16 protein-coding genes are annotated in these 19,986 nt (G+C 73.6%); 9 read left to right on the top strand and 7 right to left on the bottom strand.

The features are described from left to right. Both ACIA8O_RS28935 and ACIA8O_RS28930 read right to left on the bottom strand, forming a co-directional pair. Window positions 1-248, bottom strand: a 248-nt coding sequence (locus tag ACIA8O_RS28935; RefSeq protein WP_396296906.1) for a chaplin, incomplete at its 3' end; no start/stop codon positions are given. 250 nt (window positions 249-498) lie between these two features. Next, window positions 499-765, bottom strand: coding sequence for a chaplin (locus tag ACIA8O_RS28930; RefSeq protein ID WP_396296905.1), 267 nt, complete (start codon window positions 763-765; stop codon window positions 499-501). Between the two features lie 271 nt (window positions 766-1,036). On the opposite strand from ACIA8O_RS28930, the gene ACIA8O_RS28925 reads away from it, so the two are divergent. Together ACIA8O_RS28925 and ACIA8O_RS28920 are read left to right on the top strand one after the other, a co-directional pair. Further along, window positions 1,037-1,276 (top strand): chaplin, encoded by a 240-nt coding sequence (locus ACIA8O_RS28925; RefSeq protein ID WP_396296904.1) that lies wholly within the window; start codon window positions 1,037-1,039, stop codon window positions 1,274-1,276. 263 nt (window positions 1,277-1,539) lie between these two features. Beyond that, complete coding sequence (locus ACIA8O_RS28920) at window positions 1,540-3,165, top strand: RICIN domain-containing protein (protein ID WP_396296903.1); 1,626 nt, start codon at window positions 1,540-1,542, stop codon at window positions 3,163-3,165. A gap of 80 nt (window positions 3,166-3,245) precedes the next feature. On the opposite strand, the gene ACIA8O_RS28915 is transcribed toward ACIA8O_RS28920, so the two are convergent. Further along, window positions 3,246-4,112 carry a reductase gene (locus tag ACIA8O_RS28915; protein ID WP_396296902.1) on the bottom strand — a complete coding sequence of 289 codons (867 nt, stop codon included), beginning with the start codon at window positions 4,110-4,112 and terminating at the stop codon, window positions 3,246-3,248. Window positions 4,113-4,250: 138 nt separating this feature from the next. Here ACIA8O_RS28915 and lysA point away from each other — a divergent pair, with 138 nt between their 5' ends. Continuing rightward, window positions 4,251-5,504 (top strand): diaminopimelate decarboxylase, encoded by a 1,254-nt coding sequence (gene lysA / locus ACIA8O_RS28910; RefSeq protein ID WP_396296901.1) that lies wholly within the window; start codon window positions 4,251-4,253, stop codon window positions 5,502-5,504. Between the two features lie 292 nt (window positions 5,505-5,796). On the opposite strand, the gene ACIA8O_RS28905 is transcribed toward lysA, so the two are convergent. The 3 genes from ACIA8O_RS28905 to ACIA8O_RS28895 form a co-directional block, all read right to left on the bottom strand. Next, window positions 5,797-8,205 carry an FtsX-like permease family protein gene (locus ACIA8O_RS28905; protein WP_396296900.1) on the bottom strand — a complete coding sequence of 803 codons (2,409 nt, stop codon included), beginning with the start codon at window positions 8,203-8,205 and terminating at the stop codon, window positions 5,797-5,799. Next, window positions 8,202-8,888, bottom strand: coding sequence for an ABC transporter ATP-binding protein (locus ACIA8O_RS28900; protein ID WP_396296899.1), 687 nt, complete (start codon window positions 8,886-8,888; stop codon window positions 8,202-8,204). The genes ACIA8O_RS28905 and ACIA8O_RS28900 overlap by 4 nt, the downstream gene beginning before the upstream one ends. 89 nt (window positions 8,889-8,977) lie before the next feature. After that, the gene (locus ACIA8O_RS28895; RefSeq protein ID WP_396296898.1) at window positions 8,978-12,199 is read right to left on the bottom strand and encodes an AfsR/SARP family transcriptional regulator; all 3,222 of its coding nucleotides are present in this window, start codon (window positions 12,197-12,199) and stop codon (window positions 8,978-8,980) included. 459 nt (window positions 12,200-12,658) lie between these two features. Here ACIA8O_RS28895 and ACIA8O_RS28890 point away from each other — a divergent pair, with 459 nt between their 5' ends. After that, complete coding sequence (locus ACIA8O_RS28890; RefSeq protein WP_396296897.1) at window positions 12,659-13,747, top strand: DUF6081 family protein; 1,089 nt, start codon at window positions 12,659-12,661, stop codon at window positions 13,745-13,747. A gap of 120 nt (window positions 13,748-13,867) precedes the next feature. Here ACIA8O_RS28890 and ACIA8O_RS28885 read toward each other — a convergent pair whose 3' ends face one another. Continuing rightward, entirely contained in the window at window positions 13,868-14,356 is a 489-nt protein-coding gene (locus ACIA8O_RS28885; RefSeq protein WP_057231582.1) for a hypothetical protein, read from the bottom strand. A 416-nt stretch (window positions 14,357-14,772) separates the two neighbouring features. On the opposite strand from ACIA8O_RS28885, the gene hemL reads away from it, so the two are divergent. The 5 genes from hemL to ACIA8O_RS28860 all read left to right on the top strand — a co-directional run bounded on the left by hemL (window position 14,773) and on the right by ACIA8O_RS28860 (window position 19,984). Further along, complete coding sequence (hemL, locus tag ACIA8O_RS28880; protein ID WP_396296896.1) at window positions 14,773-16,104, top strand: glutamate-1-semialdehyde 2,1-aminomutase; 1,332 nt, start codon at window positions 14,773-14,775, stop codon at window positions 16,102-16,104. A 52-nt stretch (window positions 16,105-16,156) separates the two neighbouring features. After that, window positions 16,157-16,807, top strand: a complete 651-nt coding sequence (locus ACIA8O_RS28875) for a histidine phosphatase family protein (protein ID WP_396296921.1) — start codon at window positions 16,157-16,159, stop codon at window positions 16,805-16,807. Window positions 16,808-16,935: 128 nt separating this feature from the next. Further along, a complete protein-coding gene (locus ACIA8O_RS28870) occupies window positions 16,936-17,532 on the top strand; it encodes a TlpA family protein disulfide reductase (RefSeq protein WP_396296895.1) in 597 nt (198 codons plus the stop codon). Next, window positions 17,529-18,302: a cytochrome c biogenesis CcdA family protein gene (locus ACIA8O_RS28865; protein WP_396296894.1), complete on the top strand. Its 774-nt coding sequence runs from the start codon at window positions 17,529-17,531 to the stop codon at window positions 18,300-18,302. Before ACIA8O_RS28870 ends, ACIA8O_RS28865 begins: the two co-directional genes overlap by 4 nt. Next, window positions 18,302-19,984, top strand: a complete 1,683-nt coding sequence (locus tag ACIA8O_RS28860; RefSeq protein ID WP_396296893.1) for a cytochrome c biogenesis protein ResB — start codon at window positions 18,302-18,304, stop codon at window positions 19,982-19,984. Before ACIA8O_RS28865 ends, ACIA8O_RS28860 begins: the two co-directional genes overlap by 1 nt. Window positions 19,985-19,986 lie beyond the last annotated feature (2 nt).

Below are 19,986 nucleotides of genomic sequence, written 5' to 3'. Positions count from 1 at the left end.
GGCGGGGCGTCAACGTTGGCGCAGGAGTTGCCGAACGACGGGTTCAGCAGGGCGATCACGTTCACGGTGTTGCCGCAGACGTTGACCGGGATGTGGATCGGGACCTGGACGTTGTTGCCCGAGAGCACGCCCGGGGAGCCGGCCACGACGGCCTCGGCCTCGGAGCTGGCGAACGCGCCACCGGCGGAGCCGAGCACCAGGCCGGCCGCGGCGACGGAAAGGACAGCAGCCTTCTTGAAGCTACGCATGGGAAATCCTCCGTTTGAGCGGGCGAGCGGGAATGTCGCCCGAGAATTGGGGGGTGTACCGTGTGGTGTCGCAATAGCGGCCCAAGTCCTGTGCGTCGCCCGTGGCTTGGGCGGTTCCGCGCGGCCGCTTCGTTCACGCCGCCCCCGTCATCAGTTCTCGCACGGTCGAGAACCGGACGCAATCGCGGCGCGCCCAGGAGGGTTCGAATTGCCCCACCTGGAAGTCAGGAGAGCTGACTGGCCGTCAGTCTCAGGCGTTCAGGCAGGAGTTGCCGAAGGCCGGGTTGAGCAGGCCGACCACGTCCACGGTGTTGCCGCACAGGTTGACCGGGATGTGGATCGGGACCTGCACGTTGTTGCCGGAGAGCACACCGGGCGAGCCCGCCACGACGGACTCCGCCGAGGCGCCGCTGGTGTGGCCGTGACCGTGGCCGTGGGCGGCGGCGGCAGCGGCGCCGCTCAGCAGCAGGGCCGCGGTGGCGGCGGTGCCGAGGGTGCCGTAGGCGAGCTTGCGCATGGTGCGAGTCCCATTCCTTGCGGTGGTTCGATGCTTCGGTGTGGAGCCTGTTTCGCCAGGAAGAACGACGCAGCGTCCAGGGGGAAACGGGCGGATCCGAGCGGTGCGGGAGATCACCCGAATGCCGCCACTGCTGCAAGTGGGTGAATGTCGGGAGCAGCGCGCAACCCGTCCGGCCAGGGCTCGTTGGAGTCGACGCACGCCCGTGCGCTTCCATGCTCGTCCGCTGTTGGTACGGCACCTGGAAGAACTGATCTACGAGGAGACTCACATGAGCGTCAAGAAGGTCGCCACCGTCGGCGCCGCTGTTGTCGGCATCGTCGCGGCCGGTGCGGGCACCGCGCTGGCGAGCAGCTCCGCCGAGGGCGTCACCGCGGGTTCCCCCGGTGTCATCTCCGGCAACTCCGTCCAGGTCCCGGTTCACGTTCCGGTCAACCTCTGCGGCAACTCGGTCAACGTGATCGGCGCCCTGAACCCGGCGTTCGGCAACTCCTGCGCGAACGTCGGCTGAATTCAGCCGCGTAGCACCTGAGTTGTACCCGAACAGCGCCTGACGCCCCACGCGTCGGTCGCCTCTCGGTCGATTCCGCCGTACCCGAGCCGCCGTCCCCGCCTCCCCTCCTGAGGCGGTGGGCGGCGGCTCCGCGTCGTTCAACCGCCGTGTGCACGAGGCTTGTTGCGTTACCTGTCAGTACCTAGCATGTGAGCCGGGCTCACCTTTTCCGGGCCTGCACCACGCACCAACTCCGGTCCCCCACCTTCCAGGAGTCACGCGTGCTCAGCTCACCACGCCGTACCGCCCTGCTGGCCGCAGCGGGGCTGCTGGCCACCCTCGCGGCGGGCGTCCCCACCGCCACCGCCGCGCCCGCCGCCCCGGTCGGCGCCAAGCCGGCCGCCATCGTCGCCCTCGGCGACAGCGCCATCTCCGGCGAGGGCGCCGGGACGGACACCAACGACGCCTACACCCCCGGCACCGACACCCCCACCAACTACTGCCACCGGCACGGGAAGTCGGAGATCTTCGTCACCGACATCCCCGGCGTCACCCCGGTCAACCTGGCCTGCTCCGGCGCGCAGACCGGCGACCTGGTCAGCGACCCCGAGCTGGCCAGGATCACCGGCCCCGGCAGCGGGGACTTCGGCGAGGAGAAGCAGGACGTCCAACTCGCCCGCACCGCGGCCCAGTACGACGTCAAGATGGTGGTCGTCACGATCGGCGCCAACGACGACTTCGACTTCAGCGGGATCATGATGAGCTGCCTGGAGCAGTACTTCCCGATCCCCAAGGACAAGGGCTGCCGGGACACCATCGGCAGCGACGCGATCACCGCCCGGGCCGAGCGGGTCAAGCCCAAGGTGGTGGCCGCGCTCACCGGCGTGCGCAACACCATGCGGGCGGCCGGGTACGCCGACTCCGCCTACCAGTTGGTGTACCAGTCCTACTTCACCCCGATCACCCCGGACATCCGGCGCAACGACTACGTCGGCAAGGTGGCCGACGGCTGCCCGGCCTTCCCCGAGGACCTCGCCTGGGGGCACAACTGGGTGGTGCCCACGCTGAGCGACGCGCTGCGCGAGGCGGCCTCCCGGGTGCCGGGCGTGCGCTACCTGGACCAGCGCCGGGTCTCCTACGGTCACGAGGTCTGCGCGGGCTGGACCAGCTCGCCGTACGAGTACACCAACGGCGACGTGATCGACCTCTCCGAGCGGGAGCGCAACGGCTGCGACCACGAGATCGGCATCCCGGGCGTCTGCATGAACATGGTGCGGCAGTCCTACCACCTGCGGGTCGCGGGCTACCGCGGCGAGGGCGTCTGCCTCGGCCAGTTCTACCAACGGCCGGAGCTCACCGAGGCGTTCTGCACCCTCAACCCGCAGAACACCACCTCGATCGTCCCGCTGACACCTGGTCAGCCCTTCCCCGACCGGCCCGAGGCGGGCTCCTGGTACCAGCTCACCAACCTGGCCACCGGGCAGGTGCTGGACATCGCCGGGGGCGGCACCTACGGCGACTCCACCAACGGGCGGGCCGCGATCGGCTACCGGGCGACCGGCGGGCTGAACCAGTCCTTCGTGCTCAACTCCCGCCCCGCGGGCGGCTTCTCGCTGGCCTTCAGCGGCAACGAGTCCATGTGCCTGGACGCCACCGGCGGCTCCACCGCCCCCGGCACCCGGCTGGTCCAGTGGGGCTGCCACGGTGGCGACAACCAGCGCTGGCTGTTCCGCCCCGCCTCCGCCGGGGGCTACGAACTCGCCTCCCCCGCCGACCCGTCCAAGGTGATGGCGCTCTCCACCGCCAAGGACCCCCAGGGCAACCGGGTCGTCGAGCTGGCCACCGCCACCGGCGCCGCCGAGCAGCGCTGGCGGATCACCAAGCTGGGCATCGCGTACCTGCCCTGATGCCCGGTCGTCTCCTCGGTGGGGCCGGGGAGACGGCCCCGAGGTCGGGGCCCGGCCCGTGGGGGGTCGGGCCCCGGCCGTCACACCGCCTCGCCGACCACCCGGGGCAGCCAGTCCGTCAGCTCGGAGAAGTCGTGACCGAGTTCGCGGGCCCGGGAGTTGTCCATCCCGTAGTAGTGCCCGAAGGAGAACGGCGAGGTCTCGGGGAGCTCGGCGAAGCGGGCGGCGGGCAGGCCGTGCCGCTCCAGCAGGGCGCAGAGCTCGAAGACGTCCGCCTCGCCGCCGGAGCAGGCGTTCACCGGGCCGGTGAAGTCCTGCTCCGCCGCCCAGGCCAGGAAGCCGGCGATCTCGCCGTACTCGGCGAAGGTGGCCGGGGCGGCCGGGCGGTGCACGGCGATCTCCTCGCCCGCACGCATCCGCCGCGCGTAGTGCGCCAGCCGTCCGGTGAAGTCGGCCGCGCCGCCGCCCAGGACGTGCGCGGTGCGCACCGCCGCGTACGGCAGCCCGGTCTGCCGGGCCAGCACCGCCTCGGCCCGCCGCTTGCCCTCGGCGTAGCCGTCGCCGACGGGCTCCGCGCCCGGCCAGGCCGCCGCGTCGAACTCCCGCTCCGCCAGCGGCTTCCCGGGCACGCCGTGGACCTGGTCGTAGACCTCGCAGGTGGAGGTCATCAGGTACCGGCCGGCCCGGCCGCCGAACACCCGCAGCGCCGCCTCGGCCTGCTCGGGCCGGTAGAGCACCTGGTCCAGCACCACGTCGAAGGAGGCGCCGCCCAGCGCCGCGGCCAGCCCGGCCTCGTCGTCCCGGTCGGCCAGGACGTGCCGTACCCCCGGCGGGGCCCCGGCCGATCCCCGGTTCACCAGGGTCACCCGGGCGCCGCCGTCCCGGAGCAGCTCCACCACCCGCCGGCCGAAGTACCGGCTCCCGCCGATCACACAGATCTCTCGCATGGACACCTCCAACCCCGCCGGGCCCCGCGGTCTTCCGGGAAGCGCCGTCCGAAAAGCGGTTCACCTGGTGGACAACTCTGCGGGCCCGGTGGCGGATCGAGCAGGATCGGTCACCACCTCGCCCACCGGGAGCCAGTGATGACCAGCCCTGCCCACTCCGAGCGGACGGTCGTCGCCGCCGACCGGATCGCCGCCGTCGCCGAGGAGCACGGCACCCCGGTCTGGATCTACGACGCGGAGACCGTCCGGGGCCAGATCGCCAAGCTCCGGAGCTTCGACACCGTCCGGTACGCGCAGAAGGCCAACTCCAACACCCACCTGCTGCGGCTCATGCGGGAGCAGGGCGTGGCGGTCGACTCGGTCTCGCTGGGCGAACTGGAGCGCGCGCTGCGGGCGGGGTACGAGCCGCACGGCGAGGACGAGCCGGTGGTCTTCACCGCCGACCTGCTGGACCGGGCCACCCTGCGCCGGGTGGTCGAGCTGGGCGTGCCGGTCAACGCGGGCTCCCCGCAGATGCTCGACCAACTGGGCCAGGCCTCCCCGGGCCACCGCGTCTGGATACGGATCAACCCCGGCTTCGGGCACGGCCACAGCCGCAAGACCAACACCGGGGGAGAGCAGAGCAAGCACGGCATCTGGCACGAACACCTGGCCGAGGCGCTGGAGCTGGTGGACCGTCACGGGCTGGACCTGACCGGCTTCCACATGCACATCGGCTCCGGGGTGGACTACGGCCACCTGGAGGCGGTCTGCGAGACCATGGTCAAGCAGGTCCGGCTGGCCGGGCGGGACGTCCGGGCGATCTCGGCCGGCGGCGGGCTCTCGGTGCCGTACACCCCGGGCGAGCCCGAGGTGGACACCGAGCGGTACTTCCGGATCTGGGACGCGGCCCGGCAGGAGCTGGCCGCCGAACTCGGCCACCCCGTCCGGCTGGAGATCGAGCCCGGCCGCTTCCTGGTCGCGAACTCCGGAGTACTGGCGGCCGAGGTACGGGCCCACAAGCCGGTCGGCTCCAACCACTTCGTGCTGGTGGACGCGGGCTTCAACGACCTGATGCGGCCCGCGATGTACGGCAGCGCGCACCGGGTCAGCGTGATCCGGGACGGCGCCCCGCTGACCGCCCCGGCGGTCGACACCGTGCTGGCCGGCCCGCTCTGCGAGTCCGGCGACGTCTTCACCCAGGCACCGGGCGGGGACGTGCTCCCGGTGCCGATGCCCCCGGTGGAGGTCGGCGACCTGGCGGTCTTCCACGACGCCGGGGCGTACGGGGCGAGCATGTCCTCCAACTACAACAGCCGCCCGCTGATCCCCGAGGTGCTGGTGGACGGCGCGGAGACCCGGCTGATCCGCCGCCGCCAGACCGTCGAGGAACTGCTCGCCCTGGAGAGCTGATCCTCCTCCGGATCGGGCGGGGCCCGGGAAATTGGTCACCCCGGGGGCTCTGCGGGTCCGCCGCGCAGGGCCGGGCCGGCGAGAGTGGCTACACCGGGGGCGCGGGGAACTGCGCGGGTCGGAAGGCGGCCCACCGGCAACTGACCCACCGTCAGCCAGTTGCAGGTGCTGCCGTTCCCCTGCGCGCAGTTCCTCGCGCCCCCGGTGTAACCACCTACGCCGAGCGCTGGTTCGCCTGCCGGACCCGCGCAGTTCCTCGCGCCCCCGGTGTAACCACGTACGTCCCCATTTCTTACTCGTGCCGCAGCGCGCTGGGCCGGACCAGCCGGACCACGGAGGGCAGGCCGGCTGCCGTGACCAGCAGCACCGCGGCCGCCGCGCAGCCGGTCAGGGCCAGCATGGAGCCCCAGTCCATCAGGAACTCCACCCCGGCGGTGTACTGGAGCAGCGCGCCCATGCCCAGCCCGGCGAGGGCGGCCAGGGCGAGGCCGAGTGCCATCGGGATGGCGGTCTGCCAGAGCACCGAGGCGGCCAGCACCCGGCGCCGGGTGCCGAAGGCGTACAGCACCCCGAGGATCCGGCGCTGCTCGCGCAGCCGCTCCAACTGGCCGACCAGCAGGCTGACCGCGACCAGCAGCAGGGTCAGCCCGGCTCCGGCGGTGAGCACCCGCTTGACGGCCAGGTAGGTCGGGTCGCGCTCGGCCGCCAGCGGGTGGCCGGTCTCGGCCTGCGGGGAGATCACCATGGCGTCGGTGGTCAGCCGGGCCAGCGGGTCGGCCACCGAGGGGTCCATCGCGACCAGCACGGTCGCGGGCTGGCCGCGCAGGATGCCGGCCGGGGCCGCGCCGGGGGTGAGCAGCAGGGTGCCGCCCGGCTGGTACACGTCGTCCGGGTTGACGCCGACCCTGCTCGGTACGGTCGCGGTGATCGGCGGCACGGTCCACTCGGGGGCCTGTCCGTCCCCGTGGAAGGTCATCGCCCGGACCTTGGCGCCGGGCTCCAGTGCCGATCCGGCCTCCGGGCGGCCGACGCCGGTCGGGCCGGTCAGGAAGGCGTCGCCGTCCTGGCAGGAGGGCAGGGTGGCGAACTCGGCCAGCACCGCGCAGCCGGCCACCCGGACCTCGCCGCCGTCCCACTCGCGGCCGGGCGGGCCGTAGAGCGGGAACTCGGTGAAGCCCGCGGTCCTGGCCACCCCGGTCGAGCGGGCGAGCCGCTCGGCCAGTTCCTGGGAGCGGGCGGCCGCGCCGGGGAAGTCCACGGTGTGCTGGTAGACGAAGTCCCGGTTGGCCGGCTGGCGCGCCGTGAAGGCGCCGCTGACCCCGAAGAACAGGGTCTGCAGGGCGATCGCCCCCGCCACCGTGACCACCACGCCGCTGACCGCGGTGGCCGCCGGGCCGGCGCCCAGCTGGAGCCGGCGGACCGCCAACTGCCAGGAGAGCGGCCCTCCGTGGGCCCGGCGGATGAGCGCCTCGACCAGCCAGGGCAGCAGGGTGCAGACGGCCAGCAGCATCAGCAGCACGCCGAAGGAGACCAGCAACGAGCCGAAGGTGCTCTGCACGGGGTTGAGCAGGCCGTCGCGGTCGAAGTGGCCCGGGCCGGTCGGCCCGGGCAGCATCATCGCCCCGGCGGTCACCAGCAGGCCGAGGGCGGCCAGCGACAGCCGCCACCAGATCCGCCGCCGCTCCCGGCCGGTGCGCCGGACCACGCCCAGCGGGTCCACCGTGACGCGGCGCATCGCGCTGAGCGTCACCAGCACCGCGAGCGCGGGCACCGCCAGGGCGACCGCGAGGGCGATCGCCGGGTGCGGGGAGATGTCCCCGGCGTAGAAGCTGAAGCCCGCCACGGTGACCTCCTCCACCAGCTGACGGCAGCTCAGGAAGAGCAGCAGGCCGAGGGCCAGCCCCAGCACCGAGCCGACCAGTGACTCGCCGGCCGCGAACCAGGCGGTCATCCGCCGGTCCGCCCCGGCCAGCCGGAGCGCGGCCAGCCGGCGGTCCCGGCGCTCGCCGCCGAAGCGGGCGGCGGCGGCCAGGAAGACGCCGACCGGGGCCAGCATCACGATCAGGCCGACCACGTTGAGCAGCACCAGCCGGGAGTCCATCGGCTTGGCCGGGGCGGAGTACCCGTACCGCTCGACCCGCAGGGCGCCGCCGTCCACGGTCAGCGTGTCGGAGCCGAGCGCGAAGGCGTACTGGCCGGGGCCGAGCAGGCCGTCCGGGCCGATGGTGCCGGTCACCGGGTAGGGCAGCCGCTCCCGGAGCAGTTCGCTGCCGGGCTCGGCGAGCAGTCGGCCGAGCGCGGGCGAGACGGCCATCCGGCCCGGCTCCGGGAACGCGGCCAGGCCCGGGGGGAGGGCGGCGCGGGCGCCTTCGCGCTGCACCACCCGGCCCCGGACGGGGGCACCGTCGAAGGTGGTGTCGGCCTCGGCGAGGAGCACGCTGCGGTCGGTGGGGGCGGTGATCCCGTCGTCCCCGAAGGTGTCGTTCTGGACGTACAGCCGCTGGTTCCGGTGCTCGACGATGCCGGGAAAGGAGGCGGTGAAGAAGAGCAGCGCCACGCCGAGGGCGACCCCGGCGGCGGTCAGCAGCAGGCGGCCCCGGCCCTCCCGTCCGCTGCCCAGCGCGAGCCGGGCGCCGAGTGCCAGCTGCGCGCCGGCGCGCAGGCGGCCGGGCCGCTCCGGGGGAGTGGTGGTGCTGTTCACGCGGCGGTCTCCAGGTCGGTGGTGCGGCCGTCCCGGACCACGATCTCGCGGTCGGCGTAGGCGGCCACCCGGGGCTCGTGGGTGACCAGCACCACGGCGGCGCCGGTCTCCTTGGCGGCCGAGGCCAGCAGGGACATCACCCGCTCGCCGTTGAGCGAGTCCAGTGCGCCGGTCGGCTCGTCGGCGAAGACCACCGACGGACGGGTGATCAGCGCCCGTGCCACGCCGACCCGTTGGCCCTGCCCGCCGGAGACCTCGCCGGGCCGCTTGGCGGCCAGCTCGGCGACCTGGAGGCGCTCCAGCCACTCGGCGGCCTCCTGTTCGGCGGCCGCCCGGCGGACGCCGTTCAGCCGCAGCGGCAGGGCGACGTTCTCCAGGCAGCTCAACTCCGGTACCAGCTGGCCGAACTGGAACAGGAAGCCGAACTCGGTGCGGCGCAGCTCGCTCAGCTCGGCGTCGCTGCGGCCGGTCAGCTCGCGGCCCCGGTGGCTGACCGAGCCGGTGTCGGGGCGGGTGATCCCGGCCAGGCAGTGCAGCAGGGTGGACTTGCCGGAGCCCGAGGGGCCCATCACGGCGAGGATCTCGCCGGCCCCGACGGTGACCGAGGCGTCGCTGAGGGCGTGGGTGGGGCCGAAGGCCTTGGCCAGCCCGCGAGCGGAGAGAAGCGTGGCAGGGGAGGTCATGGGGCTGACTATACACACGATGTATACACCTGGTGCATACGGCCTCGCGGACCGGCTCGGAAGGCGTCCGTGCGATGCGTCCGTGCAGGTCAGGCCGGGTAGTGGCCCTCGGGAGGGGTGGCCAGCAACTCGCGGACGGCCTTGGCCTCGGGGGCGCCGAGCCGGTCGAAGAGGGCCAGGGCGGCGTACAGCCGGCCGCGGTCCCCGGTGGCCCGGCCGAGCACGGTCTGGGCCAGGGCCTGGCCGTAGGTGCGGCCGACCTCCTCGGTGATCTCCAGTGCGCGGGCGGCCAGCCCGACCGCCTCCGGGCGGCCCTGGTCGAGGCGGCACTCGGCCAGCCGGGCCAGGGTCAGGCCCTCCCAGTCGCCGGTGCCGTGCGAGCGGAACAGCTCCAGTGCCTCGGTCAGCCGCTCGGCCGCAGCCGCCGGTTCGCCGGCCTGCCGCAGTACGCAGCCGTACTGGTAGAGCACCCGGGCCAGCCCGGCGCCGTCGGCCACCTCCCGGGCGTCCCGGACGGCCCGGTCGGCGTCCGCCACCGCCCGTTCCGGGTCGCCCAGCGCCAGCCGGACCCGGGAGATCGCCGAGAGCACCCGGGCGGCGCTGCCGCGGTCCCCGGTCCGCTCGGCCAACTCCCGTGCCTTCAGCAGGAGTTCGAGGGCCTGCTCGGGCCGGCCGGTGGCCAGTCGGAGCACTCCGAGGGCGTTCGCCGCCAGGTGCCGGCCGACCGTGTCGCGGGCCCGTTCGGCCAGCTCCAGGCTCCGGACCAGCTGACGCTCCGCCACCCCGTAGGCGTCGGTGCCGTAGTGCAGCACCCCGGCCAGGTAGTGCGCCCGGCCCTCGGCGGCGGGCGTGTCCTGCTCCCAGGCCGCCCCGGCCGCCAGTTCGATCAGCCGCTGGAACTCCTGACGGTGGGCCGGCCCCTCGACCAGGCCGTACCAGACCAGCAGCAGGTCCACCGCGGCCCGGGCGCCCGAGGGGAGTTCGCGCAGCGCCCGCTCCACCGTCCCGGCCAGCAGGGCGTGCCGCTCGCGCAGCCAGCGCCGGGCCGCCGCCGCGTCGGCCAGCGGCAGCCCCGGGCCCTCGGTGGGGTGCAGGCCGTGGTGCAGCGCGTGGTCCGGCTCGATCAGCCGGCCGGCGTTCACGGTGGTGGCCAGCAGGTGGTCGAGCAGCCGGGCCAGCGCGGCCTGCCGGTCCTCGACCGGGTCCAGCTGCTCGGACAGCCGCCGGGCGTACTGCCGCAACAGGTCGTGGTAGCGGTAGCTGCCCGAGCCGTACGGCTCCAACAGCCCGGCTTCCACCAGGAGTTCGGCCAGGTCCTCGGTCTCCTCCGGGTCGTGCCCGAGCAGGGCGGCGAGCGCGTCCAGCGGCAGCTCGACCGCCTCGGCGACGGCCGCCAGCCGGAAGGCCCGGGCCGGTCCGGCCGCCAGCTCGGACAGGCCCAGCTCCAGCACCGCCTCCAGGGCGGGGCCGCCGCCGGTCCTCGGCTCGCCCGGCCAGCGGTGCGCCGCCCGCAGCCGCTCCGCCAGCTCGGCCACCGACGGCCCGGTGCCGTCCCGCTCCAGCCGGCCGGCCGCGATCCGCACCGCCAGCGGCAGGCGGCCGCAGAGCTCGGTCAGTTCGCGGGAGGCCCGCGGCTCGGCCGTCACCCGCTGCTGGCCGGCCACCGCCGCCAGCAGCTCCACCGCCTCCCCGGGCGGCAGCGCCGCCAGCTCGAACTGCCGTGCGCCGGGCGGCCGCAGCGACCGCGCCCGGCTGGTGACCAGCACCGCGCAGCCGGCCCCGGCCGGCAGCAGCGGACCGATCTGCCCGGCGCCCCGGGCGTCGTCCAGCACCACCAGCACCCGGCGTCCGGCCAGCAACGACCGGTAGAGCGCCGCCCGTTGGTCCACGTCCTCCGGGATCGAGGCGGGCGGGGTGCCCAGGGTCCGCAGGAAGCCCGCCAGCACCGCCCCGGCATCGGCCGGGGTGGTGCCGGAGCCGTGCAGGTCGGCGTGGAGCTGGCCGTCCGGGAAACGTTCCTGCACCCGGTGCGCCACGTGCACCGCCAGGGCGGTCTTGCCCACCCCGCCCGGACCGGTCACGGTGCAGACCGGCACCGCGCCGTCCGGATCGGGCCGCAGGTGGCCGTCGAGCTCCTCGACGGCTTCCCGGCGCCCCGTGAAGTCGGCCACGTCGGCGGTCAGTTCACGGGGCGTCGGCAGGCCGGGGGCGGCGGCCGGGCGCAGGGCCAGGGGGCGGCGGGGCGGCGCGGGGCGGCCGAGCGGGCCCCGCGGGGCGGGGACGGAGGGCGCGGGACGCGGAGCACCGCCCAGGTGCGCCGCGCCTCCCGGGGGGACCGGCGGGTCGGCCGGCCCGTTCGAGCACTCCGGGCCGGGGACGTCCAGGGTCGGGCGGTCCAGCGGCGGGCGGTCCAGCACCGGGCCGTCCAGGGTCGGGTCGGCCGTCAGGATGCGCCGCTGGAGATCGGCCAGCCGCACCCCCGGCTCCACCCCGAGCTCGGCCCGCAGCAGCCGCCGGGCGTCGGCGAACACCCCGAGCGCCTCGGCCTGCCGTCCGCTCCGGTACAGCGCCAGCATCAACTGCGCCCGGGGCCGCTCGCGCAGCGGGTGGGCCGCCGCCAGGGTCTGCAGCTCGGCCACCGCCTCGGCCGGGCGGCCCGCCGCGAGCAGGCAGTCCAGCACCTCCTCCTGGGCGCGCAGCCGCAGTTCGGTCAGCCGGGTGCGCTGCGCCTCGGCGTACGGGCCGGGCACCCCGGCCAGCGCCGTGCCACTCCACTCCGCCAGCGCCCGGCTCAGCGTCAGTTCGGGCCGCGGCCCGTCCGCGGCGGGGCGGCCACGGGGCGTCGTCGCGCGCCGGGCCCCGGCGGCCTCCGTCAGCAGGCGCTCGAAACGGTGCGCGTCCACCGTCTCCGGCGCCACGGCCAGGACGTGACCGTCGGGCACCGACCGCAGCACGGCACCCGGCGCACTGCCCGCCCGGGACGGCTCCAGGACGGCGCGCAGCCCCCGGACGTACCGGCGCAGCGCCTCCGCCGCGCGCTCGGGCGGGCACTGTCCCCAGAGCGCCTCGACCAGCTCCCCGGGGCCGACGGGCCGGCCCGCCCTCAGCAGCAGGACGGCCAGCACCGCCCGCTGCAGCGGGGGCCCGAGCTCCAGCTCGCGGCCGTCCAGGCGGCCGCGCACCGGGCCCAGCAGCTGGAAGCAGAAGCCCTCGTCCGGGTCCGGCCACTCCGGCCCGGCCGGGCCGTGCCCGGGCACGGCCGGTACCGGTGCCCCCTCGCGCTGCCCGGCCCGGGCGGTGCGCTCCGCCATGTGGTCCCCCCACTGTTCGCTCCGCCCACGTCCTATCCCCGATATCCGGAGCGGGCGGCCCCACGGTACACCGGAGTCCCGGCGTTGATCGTTTGATGATCGGCGGTCAGCGGAACGGCCCGGTCCGAAACCCCGACCGGGAGGGAACCCGCGTCACGGGCCGGCCCCGGCCCCCGCCCACCACGACGGAGTCCGGGGCCGGCCCGGCCCGCAGGACCGCGGACCACCGTCCAGGTCCGGCCGGTGGCCGCCCGCCGCACACCGATGCCCCCGAGGAGGAGAAGCGCCGACGGAGCCGATTCCGTCACACCTCCACCGACTGACGGATCGTCACCTCCCGTCCCGTGCGCCGGGGTCGGCGCGGAGTAGCTGACGGAGTCGCCGGCCGCCCCTGTCGGCGCGTGCTCCGGCGTCGGCAGGCTGGGCCGGACCACGCAGGAACCGACGGGGAGCCGGGACATGGTGCAGAAGAACGTACGACGAGGACTGGTGGGCTGTCTGGCGGCGGCCGCCCTGCTGGCGACCACGGCCGTGCTGCCGGCCGGGGCGGCGGGCGGAGCGGTGGGCGGCGCGAGCGAGGACCAGGCCGCGGCCACCGGCTACCTGAAGTTCCGGGACACCTTCCAGGGCGGCTTCAAGTCCGAGGGCCCGGACGCCAAGTGGAAGCTGTTCGCCACCGGCGACCTGCCGAACGGCGACGGCGTCCCCACCACCTCCGCCCAGGGCCTGACGGTCGCGCCGAGCGGCCGCAACCCGCTCACCGGCAAGCCCGCCTTCACCTACACCACCGGCCAGGAGCACACCGGCGGCGCCGGCACCGCCGACCACGTCAAGTGGTACGCCTACGCCAACAACACCGCCTCCACCGGCTACCCCGGCTTCGACGCGGTGCCGGGCCAGAAGCTCACCTGCGGCTCCCGGATGGCCGCCCGCACCTACGGCAACGAGCAGCACCCGTTCGGCGCGGCGGTCACCGACCCGCAGAGCGACCTGCGGCTGTCCGCCGGAGCGGTCTCGATGGTGGACTTCGAGTCGCTGATGGTCTTCGACTTCTTCGTCACCAACAGCAAGCTGTACGCCTTCTACGAGCGCCTCCCGCAGCCCGGCCGCAGCTACGCCGCGTTCTCCTACGCGGTGCCGGTGGCCGACCGGTGGCCGGGCCAGAAGCACGACCTGTCGATCTCCTACGACCGCGCCGCGGGCACCGTCTCCTACCGGGCCGACGGCCGCGAGGTGTACCGGGCCTCCGACCTCGGCCTCCGCCCGGCCGACCGGAGCAACCTGGTGCTCGACCTCGGCGGCACCGAGGAGAGGGTCACGCCGCGCCAGCTCTCCTGCGGCATCGCGATGTTCGCCATCCTGGACGGCGGCAGCGCCACCGGACCGGGCCTGGTCCGGCTGACCGACCGGCCGGACACCTACTACGCCCCGTCCGCCGGCGCGCCGACCCCGCAGACCTTCGTGGACGAGCAGAGCCTGCCGGGCAGCCGCCTCTGGGGCCAGGGCGCCCGCCTGGACGTCGAACGGGTCACCGTCACCTCGTTCTGAGACGGCCCGTCGCGGGCCCGCGACCGGTTCCGGCCACCGCCGGGGCCGGTCGCGTCCGTTCCGGGACCGCCGACGCTCCGTCAGGTCAGGCCAGGTCAGGTCAGGACGGCCCGGGTCGGGTCAGGGCCAGACGAGGCAGTACAGCTGGTGGCCGGCGTCGTGCAGGCGGTTCGCGAAGTCCTGCCACTCGTGCAGCATCGTGTAGATGACGAAGGCGTCCCGGGGGCCGCGGCGGTCGGGCACGGTGGACCAGATGAAGGCGGCGGCGCCGAGTTCGGTCTCGTCGGCCTTGCGCAGCGGCTCGACCACGGTGTGCGGGAGCTGGACCACGGCGTAGTCGGGGTGCAGGACGACCAGCTCCAGCGGCGGGACCTGGTGGAGCGGCACGCCCTGGATGCCGGTGAGGACCATCGCGGACATGGTCTCGGGCTTGATCTTGGTGGAGAGGTGCCCGTTGGGCGATCCACTGGTCTCCATCAGGTCGCCGAGGCGGCCGAGCGAGCCCAGCTCGCCGGCGTCCAGGCCGAGGCCACCGGGGCCGAGGGCGGTGGGGACTCTGGCGGCGGTGGCCCGGTCGGGTGCTCCGAAGTACTTGTAGGTGACTCCCACGCTGCCTTCACCCCGCTTTCCCCTGCCCGAACCCGTACCCCCACCAGCAGCACCGGCCCGCCAGGCACGCCGACGGGAGCCACCCGCGGCCTCCTCGTGGCCGTCCTGCGCCTCGGACACTCGGACCATCCTCACCGGAATTCGCCGGAATCGACAGACCCCCGCACGCTCGGTGTCCCTCCGAACGTGCCAACTACCCGCTCCACGCCGCCGTACACGGTTCGCCGGTCAGTTTCCGACGTGCGTGTGCAGCGGCGGACGGACCGTCAGGTGCGGGGCGGTACGGACAACCGTACCGACGACACTACAGACCGTACAGTCCGGTTCGGTCACACCCCGACACATCCCCGATCATCGTTCCAGATGATCGGGTCCGACATGCGGAGGTCCAGGACACGATTTGAGACCATGTCCGGGTGACCAACCCGAAGAGCTACCCCTACGAGGCCCCGCAGAGCCAGTCGCTGTTCGACCGCGCGTCGGTCGTGACCCCCGGCGGCGTCAACTCCCCGGTGCGCGCGTTCCGCGCCGTCGGCGGCACCCCGCGGTTCATGGTGTCCGGCACCGGCCCCTACCTGACCGACGCGGACGGCCGCGAGTACGTGGACCTGGTCTGCTCCTGGGGGCCGATGATCCTCGGCCACGCCCACCCGGCGGTGATCGAGGCGGTGCAGCGGGCGGTGGCCCTCGGCACCTCCTTCGGCACCCCGGGGCAGGGCGAGGTCGAGCTGGCCGAGGAGATCGTCGACCGGATCGCCCCGGTCGAGCAGGTCCGGCTGGTGTCCAGCGGCACCGAGGCGACCATGTCGGCGATCCGGCTGGCGCGCGGCTTCACGGGCCGGGCCAAGGTGGTGAAGTTCGCGGGCTGCTACCACGGTCACGTGGACGCGCTGCTGGCCGCGGCCGGTTCCGGCGTCGCCACCTTCGGCCTGCCCGACACCCCCGGGGTGACGGGGGCCCAGGCCGGCGACACCATCGTGCTGCCGTACAACGACCTGGCGGCGGTCCGGGCGGCCTTCGAGCAGCACCCGGGCCAGATCGCCTGCGTGATCACCGAGGCCTCCCCGGGCAACATGGGCGTGGTGCCCCCGCTGCCGGGCTTCAATAAGGGCCTCTCCGAGCTCTGCACGGCCAACGGCGCGCTCTTCATCTCCGACGAGGTGATGACCGGCTTCCGCACCTCCAAGGCCGGCTGGTACGGCGTCGAGGCGGCCCACGAGGGCTGGGCGCCGGACCTGCTGACCTTCGGCAAGGTGATGGGCGGCGGCTTCCCGGCCGCGGCCTTCGGCGGCCGCGCCGACGTGATGGCCCACCTGGCCCCGGCCGGCCCGGTCTACCAGGCGGGCACCCTCTCCGGGAACCCGATCGCCACCGCGGCCGGTCTGGCCCAGCTGCGGCACTGCACCGACGAGGTGTACGCCAAGGTCGACGCGGTCTCCGCGGAGATCTCCGGACTGGTCTCCGCGGCGCTGGCCAAGGAGGGCGTGGCGCACCGCCTGCAGACCGCGAGCAACATGTTCTCGGTCTTCTTCACCGACGAGACGGTCACCAACTACGACGAGGCGAAGCGTCAGGAGTCCTTCCGCTTCACCGCGTTCTTCCAGTCGATGCTGTCGCAGGGGGTCTACCTCCCGCCGTCGGCCTTCGAGTCCTGGTTCGTCTCGGCCGCGCACGACGAGCGCGCCGTGGAACTGATCGCCGCCGCCCTGCCCGCCGCCGCCCGCGCGGCGGCCGAGGCGCAGGCCTGACCCGGGGGAGCCCGAAGAAGTGAGCAGCAAGGACATCACCGTCGTCCACCTGATGCGCCACGGTGAGGTGCACAACCCGGAGGGCATCCTCTACGGACGCCTGCCGGACTACCACCTCTCCGAGCTCGGCCGGCAGATGGCCGACCGGGTGGCCGAGGACCTGGCGGGCCGTGACATCACGTACGTGGTGGCCTCCCCGCTGGAGCGCGCCCAGGAGACCGCCGAGCCGATCGCCAAGTCGCACGGGCTGACCGTCGCGACGGACGAGCAGCTGATCGAGGCGGACAACATCTTCCAGGGCAAGACCTTCGGGGTCGGTGACGGCTCGTTGAAGAACCCCTCGCACTGGAAGTACCTGACCAACCCGTTCCGCCCGTCCTGGGGCGAGCCGTACCTCGAGCAGGCGGTGCGCATGATGGGCGCCCTCGCCAAGGCCCGGGACGCGGCGCGCGGCCACGAGGCGGTCTGCGTCAGCCACCAGCTGCCGATCTGGATCGCCCGGTCCTTCGCCGAGCGCCGCCGGCTCTGGCACGACCCGCGCCGCCGGCAGTGCTCGCTGGCCTCGCTGACCAGCTTCACCTACGAGGGCGACAAGATCGTCTCGATCGGCTACCGGGAGCCGGCCCGCGACCTGCTGCCGGCCCACCTGATCGGCAAGGGCAAGAAGGGCGACGCCCCCGTCGGCAAGAGCTTCGGCGCCTGACGGGACGTCAACACCGCTTTGTCCGTTTTAAGCGGATCATAAGCACGATCGCCGCAGGTCAAGGGGGGTCCCACGGACAACGTAGGACCCCCCTAAAACGGACCCAAGTGCCATGCGAAACTTTTCACATGTCTGGGACGACCCGCCGCTTCCTCCGCCCCGCCGCCGCCCTCGCGGCCGCCGCCGCCCTGGCCCTCACCGGCTGCACGGCGGACTCCGCCAGCTCCGACGGCCAGACCGGCTTCGTCACCGGCAAGGGCGGTCTCGACACCGCCAAGGCCGGCTCGCGGCAGGCGGCCCCGGAGATCGGCGGCACCCTGCTGGACGGCGGCAGCGCCAAGCTCGCCGACTACAAGGGCAAGGTCGTGGTCCTCAACATCTGGGGCTCCTGGTGCGGTCCGTGCCGGGCCGAGGCCAAGGGTCTGCAGGAGGTCTGGGCGAAGTACCAGGACCAGGGCGTGCAGTTCCTCGGCATCAACACCAGGGACGCGGTGCCGGCCAACGCGGTTGCCTTCGAGAAGAACTTCGGGGTGACCTACCCGAGCATCTTCGACCCGGACGGCACCCAGATCCTCAAGTTCCCCAAGGGCAGCCTCAACCCGCAGTCCATCCCGACCACCATCGTGGTGGACCGCGAGGGCAAGCTGGCCGCCCGGGCGATGCGCGCGCTGTCCTCCGAGGACCTGGAGAGCCTGATCAAGCCCGTCGTGGACGAGGCGAAGTGAGCGCCGTCCTCCTGGCGGTCGGTCAGAACGAGACCGTGGCCAGCGGCGCGATCCTGCTGGCCCTGCCGATCGCCCTGGCGGCCGGCCTGGTCTCCTTCTTCTCCCCGTGCGTGCTGCCGCTGGTGCCCGGCTACCTGAGCTACGTCACCGGCTTCTCCGCCGCCGACCTGGCCGAGGCCAAGGGCGGCAAGCGCGGCCGGATGCTGCTCGGCTCGCTGCTCTTCATCCTCGGCTTCACCGCGGTCTTCGTCTCCGGCGGCGCGCTGTTCGGCTACTTCGGCTCGACCCTGCGCGAGCACCAGCGGACCATCAGCGTGGTGATGGGCCTGCTCACCATCGGGATGGGCCTGGCCTTCATGGGCCTGCTGCCCGGCTTCTCGATGCGCGAGCTGCGCACCCACCGCCGCCCGGTGGTCGGCCTGGCCGGGGCCCCGCTGCTCGGCCTGGTCTTCGGCATCGGCTGGACCCCGTGCATCGGCCCGACCATGGCCTCGATCAACTCGCTGGCCATGAACCAGGCTTCGGCCTGGCGCGGCGGACTGCTGATGCTCGTCTACTGCCTGGGCCTCGGCGTACCGTTCGTGCTGGCCGCCCTCGCCTTCCGCCGGGCGCTCGGCGCCTTCGGCTGGGTCAAGAAGCACTACCAGTGGGTGATGCGGATCGGCGGCGGCATGCTGGTCGCCGTCGGCCTGCTGCTGGTCACCGGTGTCTGGGACACCCTGGTCACCGAGCTCCAGTCGCTCACCGCCACCACCTCGATCGGAATCTGATGAGCACCCACACCGACGTCGAGAACGAGGCGGAACGGCTGACCTCCGCCCCCGAGGAGGGGGAGCAGGGCCCGGTCGGCATCGGCCTGCTCGGCTGGCTGCGCTGGACGTGGCGCCAGCTCACCTCGATGCGGGTCGCGTTGATCCTGCTGTTCCTGCTCTCGCTGGCCTCCATCCCCGGCTCGCTGATCCCGCAGAACGGCAAGAACGCCTTCAAGGTCGCCACCTGGAAGGCCCAGCACCCGACCGTCACCCCGGTCTACGAGAAGCTCCAGCTGTTCGACGTCTACAGCTCGGCCTGGTTCTCGGCGATCTACATCCTGCTGTTCGTCTCGCTGGCGGGCTGCATCGTCCCGCGCACCTGGCAGTTCGTCGGCGTGCTGCGCTCCAACCCGCCGGCCGCCCCGCGCAACCTGACCCGGATGCCGGTGCACGCCGCCTGGCACACCGGCGCCGACGCCAAGGCCGTCAACTCCGCCGCGTACGCGCTGCTGAAGAAGCGCGGCTTCCGCACCCACCTGGCCGACGGCTCGGTGGCCGCCGAGAAGGGCTTCCTGCGCGAGGCGGGCAACCTGCTCTTCCACCTGTCGCTCTTCGCCCTGCTGGCCGGCTTCGCCTGGGCCAGCCTGGCCAGCGGCACCGGCGGCAAGCTGGTGATCGAGGGCCAGGGCTACTCCAACACCGCGACCCAGCTGGACGACTTCACCGGCTCCGCCTTCTACGGGGTCGAGGACCTGGACGCCTTCGGCTTCAAGCTGGACAACTTCACCTCGAAGTTCGCCACCTCCGGCCCGCAGGCCGGCTCGGCCCGCCAGTTCACCGCGCACGTGCGGTACTGGAGCGGCAGCGACCAGTCCAAGCTGACCAAGGGCGACATCGAGGTCAACCACCCGCTGGAGATCGGCGGTTCCAAGGTCTTCCTGATCGGCCACGGCTACGCCCCGGTCGTCACCGTCAAGAACGCGGCCGGCGAGAAGGTCTACTCGGGCCCGACCGCCTTCCTCCCGCAGGACGGCAACCTCACCTCCACCGGCGTCATCAAGGTCAGCGACTACGGCCAGAAGGACGGCGAGCGGACCCAGCTCGGCTTCAACGGCTACTTCCTGCCGACCGCGCCGGAGAGCTTCGAGAAGACCGGCCCGGTCTCGCTCTTCCCGGCCGCCGCCGACCCGCTGCTGGTGCTCACCGCCTACGCCGGCGACCTGGGCACCGACTCCGGCCTGCCGCAGAACGTCTACCAGCTCGACACCAGGAAGCTCACCCAGCTCAAGCAGGACGGCGACCTGGCCCGCGCCAAGCTGAAGCCCGGTCAGGCCTGGACCCTGCCCGACGGCTACGGCACCCTCACCTTCGAGGGCTACCAGCAGTGGGCCAGCTTCGAGGTCTCGCACCGCCCCGGCAACGCCGTCGCCCTGGTCGGCGCCGTCGCCGCCATCCTCGGCCTGATCGGCTCGCTGCTGATCCAGCGCCGCCGGATCTGGGTCCGTGCGGTGGCCACCCCCGACGGCCGCACCCTGGTCGAGCTGGCCGGCCTGGCCCGCAGTGAGTCCGCCAAGATCGCCGAGGAGCTGGCCGAGCTGGCCGTGGAGCTCCAGGACGACGCCCCCGCCGTCGAGGACGAGGACGCCTCCGACGAAGCGTCAGAAACCCCCGCCCGCACCGCACAGGACTCCAAGGAGTAGAC

Origin of the sequence: Kitasatospora sp. NPDC051853, assembly GCF_044452665.1 — a bacterium.
GTDB lineage: Bacteria > Actinomycetota > Actinomycetes > Streptomycetales > Streptomycetaceae > Kitasatospora.
This window is presented reverse-complemented; position numbering and strand designations above follow the sequence as displayed.